The sequence below is a fragment of the Streptomyces sp. L-9-10 genome (assembly GCF_004151105.1).
GTDB lineage: Bacteria > Actinomycetota > Actinomycetes > Streptomycetales > Streptomycetaceae > Streptomyces.
Map to the genome: position 1 here is coordinate 41,905 of NZ_PHRF01000061.1, position 6,975 is coordinate 48,879.

The following is a 6,975-nucleotide window of genomic DNA, read 5'->3' on the forward strand; positions in this document are numbered from 1 at the left end:
CATTCTGAGCGGGCCCGGGATGTCGGTCGGATCCGTCCGACCGAGAGAGTCCGTCGCTCTCAGTGTCCGGTCGGTTACATGACGCTACAACCCCTCGTAAGGGTGAACTCGCCCCGCCCGCGCACGTTCTGACGGACAACACCGTGACGCGGTGATAATGCCCTCCGGCCCCGGTGGACGTTGGAGGAACGCCCACCGAGGCCGGAGCCTCCACCGTACCGTTCTACTCGGTGGCGATCGCGTTCAGTACGTTCATCCGACCGGCCCGGAAGGCCGGGACCAGCGCGGCGAAGAGTCCGACGAAGGCCGAGGCCACGAAGACCGTCAGGATCGTCGGCCACGGTATCTCCAGGACGCCGAGCCCCTCCAGGGCCAGCAGCTTCTGGGCCGACGTGCCCCAGCCCATGCCGAGCCCGAGTCCGAGCAGGGCGCCGAAGAGGGCGATGACCACCGACTCCAGCCGGATCATGCGGCGCAGTTGGCGACGGGAGAGCCCGATCGCCCGCAGCAGACCGATCTCACGGGTCCGCTCCACCACCGACAGCGCCAGGGTGTTCACCACCCCCAGCACCGCGACGATGATCGCGAGCGCCAGCAGACCGTAGACGATATTGAGCAGTTGGCCTATCTGGTCCTTCAAGTCCTGCTTGAAGTCGGTCTGGTTCTGCACCGTGTACTGCGGGTAGGCCGCGAGCGAGTCCTTGAGGGCGGAGTACGCCTCCTTCTCCTTGCCCTCCTCGGCCGCCGCGAACATGATCAGGTTCTTGGGCATCTTGTCGGCCGGCACATACCGCTGGGCGGTGGTGATGTTGGTGTACATCGCGCCCTTGTCGACATTCGTGTCGTCCGAGGTGATCGCCGCGACCGTCAGCTCGGCGCTCTTCCCGCCCGGGAAGACGACCGACATCCGGTCACCGAGTCCGATGCCGTGCTTCGTGGCGTAGGCGTCCCCCACCGACATCGCGTCCTCGCCGTACGCGGCGGACAGCTCACCCGCGACGGTCTCGCGGCGCAGGTCCTCGGCGTAGGTCGGGTCGGCGGCGACGATGCCGTCGGACTCCGTCGTCCCGTCCGGGGCCGTCACCTTGACGTCGACCCACTTGTACTCGGTGACATGCGCGATGTCCGGCGCCTTCTCCAGCGCCGCCTGGGCCTGCGGCATGATCGGCTGGCCGTTGTCGGACTGGACGATGAAGTCCGCGCCGACCGACTTGTCCAGCTCGTCGGTCGCGGAGGCGACCATCGAGGACCCGACCACCGACAGACAGGCCACCAGCGCGAGCCCGATCATCAGCGCGGCGCCCGTCGCTCCCGTACGCCGCGGGTTGCGCAGCGCGTTGCGCTCGGCCATCCGGCCGACCGGTCCGAACATCCGCAGCACCACCGCGCTGAGCGCCCGGACCAGACCGCCCGCGAGCAGCGGACCGATCACGACGAAGCCGATCAGCGTGCAGACCACGCCCGCCCCGAGGAAGACCGACCCCTCAGCGGCCTCGTCGGCCCGCGCCGAGATGAGGAGCGCGGCGCCGCCGGCCCCGGTGAGCACCAGACCGATCGCCGCCCTGATCCATCCGGCCCGGCCGTCGGCGGGTGTGCCCGCGTCGCGCAGGGCCGCCATCGGGGAGATCTTCCCGGCCCGACGGGCCGGAACGTACGCCGAGACGACGGTGACGACGACACCGAGCACCAGCCCGATCGCCGGCGTCGTCCACTTCACCGTCAGATCCCCGGTGGACAGATCCATGCCCATGGACGACATGAGCTTCATCAGTCCGACGGCGAGCCCCACCCCGGCACCGACCCCGGCGACCGAGCCGAAGACCCCGAGCAGCACGGCCTCCAGCAGCACCGAGCGGTTGACCTGCCGACGGCTGGAGCCGAGGGCCCGCATCAGACCGATCTCACGGGTCCGCTGCGCGACCAGCATCGAGAACGTGTTGACGATCAGGAAGACGCCGACGAGGAAGGCGATCCCGGCGAAGCCGAGCATCGCGTACTTCAGCACATCGAGGAAGGAGCCGACATCCGCGCGGTTCGCGTCCGCGGCCTCCTTCTGCGTCTGCAGCTTGTACGCGCCGCCGCCGAGGGCGCCCGCCACGTCCCGCTTCAGCCGGCTGTCCCCGACACCCTCGGCCGCGGTGACATTGACATGGGTGAACCGGCCGGTGTCCCCGAGCAGTTGACGCTGGGAGGTCGCCGTGTCGAAGAAGATGACCGCCGCACCGGGGTTGGTGACGGTGAAGGCGGCGATACCGGAGATCTTCGCGCGGAAGTCACCCGTGACCGCGATGGTGCGCAGTTCGTCGCCCAGCGCGAGATGGTGCTTCTCGGCGGTGTCGGCGTCGACCATCACTTCGGTGGGCCCGCGCGGCGCGTGGCCCGAGGTGATCTCCATCGAACGGAGGTCATTGCGCGTCCAGTTGCCTGCGATCGTCGGCGCGCCGCTGCTCGCGCCCACGTTCTTGTCGCCCGCGTCCACGACGGTCACGCTCGTGCTGCTGACCGCGCCCTCGGCGGACTTCACCCCGTCCGCCGCCCTCACCGTCTCGATGACCGAGGCGGGCAGCGATTCGGGCTTGCCGGTCTGGGACGTCTCGTCCACGCCCTTGGCGGCCTTGGGGCTGACCGTGACATCCGCGGACGTCGCGGCGAAGAGCTTGTCGAACGTCGTGTTCATCGTGTCCGTGAACACCAGGGTGCCGCTGACGAACGCCACCGACAGCAGGACGGCGACGGCGGAGAGCGCCATCCGCCCCTTGTGCGCGAAGAAGTTGCGCAGGGAGGTTCTGAGGACGGTCATGACGTACGTCCCCGGGCGTCGAAGTCCTTCATGCGGTCGAGCACGGCGTCGGCCGTCGGACGGAACATCTCGTCCACGATCCGGCCGTCCGCGAGATACAGCACCCGGTCCGCGTACGAGGCGGCGACCGGGTCGTGCGTCACCATCACGATCGTCTGGCCCAGTTCGTCGACCGACCGGCGCAGGAAGCCCAGCACCTCGGCGCCCGCGCGCGAGTCCAGGTTCCCGGTCGGCTCGTCGCCGAAGATGATCTCGGGCCGGGCGGCGAGCGCCCTGGCCACCGCGACCCGCTGCTGCTGACCGCCCGACAGCTGGGTCGGCCGGTGCGAGAGCCTGTCGGCGAGACCCACCGTCTCCACGACCCGGCGGAGCCACGGGCCGTCCGGCTTACGGCCGGCGATGTCCATGGGCAGCGTGATGTTCTCCAGCGCGTCGAGCGTCGGCAGCAGGTTGAACGCCTGGAAGATGAAGCCGATCCGGTCCCGGCGCAGCTGGGTGAGCCGCTTGTCCTTCAGCTTCGTGATCTCGGTCTCGTCCAGATGGATCTCACCCGAGGTCACCGTGTCCAGCCCCGCGAGGCAGTGCATCAGTGTCGACTTGCCGGAGCCGGACGGGCCCATGATCGCGGTGAACTGCCCCCGGTCGATGTCCACATCGACATGATCGAGCGCCACGACCCGGGTCTCCCCCGCGCCGTACGCCTTGACGACCTGCCGCGCTCGCGCCGCGACGGCCGTACGCCCTCCAGTACCCCCGTGCCTGGGAATGGTCACAGCCGTTGTCACGGTACGTCTCCTATATCGGTGAATGCGCCGAGTGTTCGTCGGGTGCGGTCCGAGTCTGCTTGCCTGCGGGGCCCCGGCGCGCTGGGGTACAGCGCAGTCTTCACCTGGGGTTTTCCCCACCCTCCTGCTGCGGCCGGCCCCCTTCACGGGCCCTCGCGGCGGTAGGACCAACGTAAAGAACCAGCCACCGTTTCCTCGTCGTCCGGCGGGACGAACGGCCCCTGGGCGGAAGTAGGGAGGAGCCCCTAGGGGACTCCTCCTCCAGGTTGAACGGAGGGTGGAGGGATGGATGGGTGGATGGGTGGGTGGGTGGGTGGAGTGCGGGTCCTCACCCGGGCCCGCCCCGGGCCTCCCCCGGGAGAGGCCCGGGTGAGAGGCTGTTCCCCTGGAGATACATGCATAGGGAAGGCATAGGGAAGGGATCCCGTGAGCGGCGCCGGCGGAAGTACCGAGGACTCCGGACGTACCGAAGCGATACCCGAGGCGGCCTCGTCGGCCGCACCGCCGGCCGCACCCACGCCGTCACCCCCGACCGCCCCACCGCAGACGCCCGCACCGCCCGCAGCCGCCGCGCCCACAGCCGCACCGCCCGGCAAGGACGGCCGGGCGCGCGGTCGCGGCCCCGTCGTCGCCGCCCTGATGCTCGGCATGGCGCTCGCCGCGCTCGACGGCACCATCGTCTCCACGGCCGTCCCGCAGATCGTCGGCGACCTCGGCGGATTCGCCGTCTTCTCCTGGCTGTTCTCCGGCTATCTGCTCGCCGTGACGGTCACCCTGCCCGTGTACGGGAAGCTCTCCGACACTTTCGGCCGCAAGCCCGTCCTGATCGCGGGCATCATCCTCTTCCTCATCGGCTCACTGCTCTGCGCCACCGCCTGGAACATGGCCTCCCTGATCGCCTTCCGCGTCGTCCAGGGGCTCGGCGGCGGCGCGCTCCAGGGCACGGTCCAGGTCATCGCCGCCGACCTCTACCCCCTCAAGGAACGCCCCAAGATCCAGGCCAGACTGTCCACGGTCTGGGCCACCTCGTCCATCGCCGGTCCCGCCCTCGGCGGGCTGCTCGCCGGATACGCGGACTGGCGCTGGATCTTCCTGATCAATCTGCCGGTGGGCGCGGTCGCGCTCTGGCTCGTCATCACCTACCTGCGGGAACCGGACCGCGCCGCCTCCACCCGGGCGGCGGTCCCGGACCGGGCACCGCGCCGCCACGTCGACCGGGCACCGCGCCGCCGCGTCGACTGGGCGGGCGCGCTCGCCGTCTTCGCCACCGGAGCCCTGCTGCTCACCGCCCTCGTCCAGGGCGGCGTCGCCTGGCCCTGGGTCTCCGCGCCGTCGTTCGCCTTCCTCGGCGGCAGCGCGGTCCTCGCCGCCGTCACCGTCGTCATCGAACGCCGCGCCTCGGACCCGATCATCCCGGGCTGGGTCTGGCGCCGCCGTACCATCGCGGCCGTCAACCTCGCCCTCGGCGCCCTCGGCCTGCTGATGGTCGCGCCGACGGTCTTCCTCCCCACGTACGCGCAGTCCGTACTCGGACTCGGCCCGATAGCCGCCGGCTTCGTCCTCTCCGCCATGACGCTGAGCTGGCCCATCAGCGCGGCGTTCTCCAGCCGCCTCTACAACCGCATCGGCTTCCGGCTCACCGCCATCACCGGGATCTCCCTCGCCCTGCTGGTCCTGCTCGCCTTCCCGCTCCTCCCCTATCCCGGCCGGCCCTGGCAGCCTGCACTGATCATGCTGCTGCTCGGCGCCGCGCTCGGGATGTTCCAACTGCCCCTGATCATCGGGGTCCAGTCGACCGTGGGCTGGTCGGAACGCGGTACGGCCACCGCGTCCATACTGTTCTACCGCCAGGTCGGCCAGAGCGTGGGCGCCGCCCTGTTCGGGGCGGTGGCCAACGGCGTCATGGCCGCCCGCCTCGCCGACGCCCCCATGCCCGGACTCCCCGGGGACCTCGACTCCGTCTCCAAGGCCCTGGAGAACCCGGCCACACTCACCGCCGAGGCGGCGGACTATCTGCGCCGGGCGATGGACTCCGCCGTGGACTACGTCTACCTGGGCGCGGCGGGCGCCGCCGCCATCTCCCTGCTGGTGCTCATCTTCGTGGCCCCCCGGCGGTTCCCCGTACTCAAGGATCCGGAATAGCCCCGGATTCCGGGGCCACCCCCGTCACCCCTCCGCAGGTGCGCGCCCCGTGAGCGCCGCCAGCGTGTTCCGTACGTGCGCCATGTGCGCCTGCATCTCCTCGCGCGTCTCCTCGTGTTCCCGCAGCAGCCGCTCGGTCTCGCGCCCCACGCCGTCCGCGTCCGCGTGCGCCCGCGCGAGCAGTTCCCCGGCGCGCGCCGCCGCGTCCTCCTGGCCGTGCCGGGCCTGTTCGCCCGCCTCGGAGAAGGCCCGCTGCGCCGCCACCAGCTGGAGCTGGGCGTACGCGGCGAGTTCGTCGTGCTCGACCCGCGACGCGGCGTCGCGGTCGGCGAACTCCCGTTCCGTCGCCGCCAGTTCTTCGCCCTGCTTCTGCTCCTGCTCATCGATCACCCGCTGAGTGCGCCGGCGCACCTCCTTGAGGGCGGCGAGCGATTCCGCACGCTGCGCCGTGACCTCGCGCCGCGCCTCGGCCCGCGCCGCCTCGGCCGCGCCCGTGGCGGCGCGCAGGACCTGTTCGGCGTACGCGTCCGCCTCCGCCCGCACGGCGTCGGCCCGTTGACGCGCCGCCTCGCGCACCCGCTCGGCCTCCGCACGCGCCGAGTCGAGGACCGCCTGGGACTCCTCGCGCACCTCGGTCCGTACCGTCTCGTCCTCCTGCCGCGCCAGGGCCAGGATCTGCTGGGCGCGCCGGCCGAGCTTCTCGTACGTCTGCGGCGGCAGCGCCGCCACCTGCTCGCGGAGCAGCTCCGCCTCGGCCTCCATCTCCTTGGCGAGGACGGTGAGCCGCGCCACGCGTTCCCAGGCGTCGTCACGGTCCCGGAACAGCGCCGTGACCTCCCGCTCGACCTGCTCGGGGCGGTAGCCACGGCCACGTACGGGCACGAAGCCATGAGCCGACAACGGTGCGGCAACCATCCTTGAAGCCCCTCTCCGACACACGACACAGAACGCCATCCGGCACAATCCTGCTGGAGCGAGCCGAAGTGCCCATACCACGACACTCCGCCCAACCACCCCGGTCAAGGATGCGGCATCGACCCCGAAAAGGTGGAAAGGCGGAAAACCGGAAACGTACGGACGTCGAGGCGTGTAGACCCGGACGGGCGGGAGAGGCGGAGACGCGGAACGGCCGGGGCGCCCCCCGCGTGTCGCGGGGGGGTGCCCCTATGGGTTTCGTCAACCCGTGGGGGCGGGTTGGGGTTCGTAGAAGGTGCCGTCTCGGAGCATGGCGAAGAGGACGTCTGCTCG

At 70.8% G+C, this 6,975-nt stretch carries 4 protein-coding genes; 1 reads left to right on the top strand and 3 read right to left on the bottom strand.

What is annotated here, in order from left to right:
- Positions 1-223 precede the first annotated feature (223 nt).
- A complete protein-coding gene (locus tag CU044_RS16595) occupies positions 224-2,800 on the bottom strand; it encodes an ABC transporter permease (protein ID WP_129769368.1) in 2,577 nt (858 codons plus the stop codon).
- Positions 2,797-3,585: an ABC transporter ATP-binding protein gene (locus CU044_RS16600; RefSeq protein ID WP_129769369.1), complete on the bottom strand. Its 789-nt coding sequence runs from the start codon at positions 3,583-3,585 to the stop codon at positions 2,797-2,799. The genes CU044_RS16595 and CU044_RS16600 overlap by 4 nt, the downstream gene beginning before the upstream one ends.
- Positions 3,586-4,011: 426 nt before the next feature.
- Between CU044_RS16600 and CU044_RS16605 the strand changes: the two genes are divergently transcribed.
- Entirely contained in the window at positions 4,012-5,727 is a 1,716-nt protein-coding gene (locus CU044_RS16605) for an MFS transporter (protein ID WP_240045647.1), read from the top strand.
- A gap of 24 nt (positions 5,728-5,751) precedes the next feature.
- Here the strand turns inward: CU044_RS16605 and CU044_RS16610 are convergent, their stop codons facing one another.
- Positions 5,752-6,642: a cellulose-binding protein gene (locus CU044_RS16610; RefSeq protein WP_129769370.1), complete on the bottom strand. Its 891-nt coding sequence runs from the start codon at positions 6,640-6,642 to the stop codon at positions 5,752-5,754.
- Positions 6,643-6,975 lie beyond the last annotated feature (333 nt).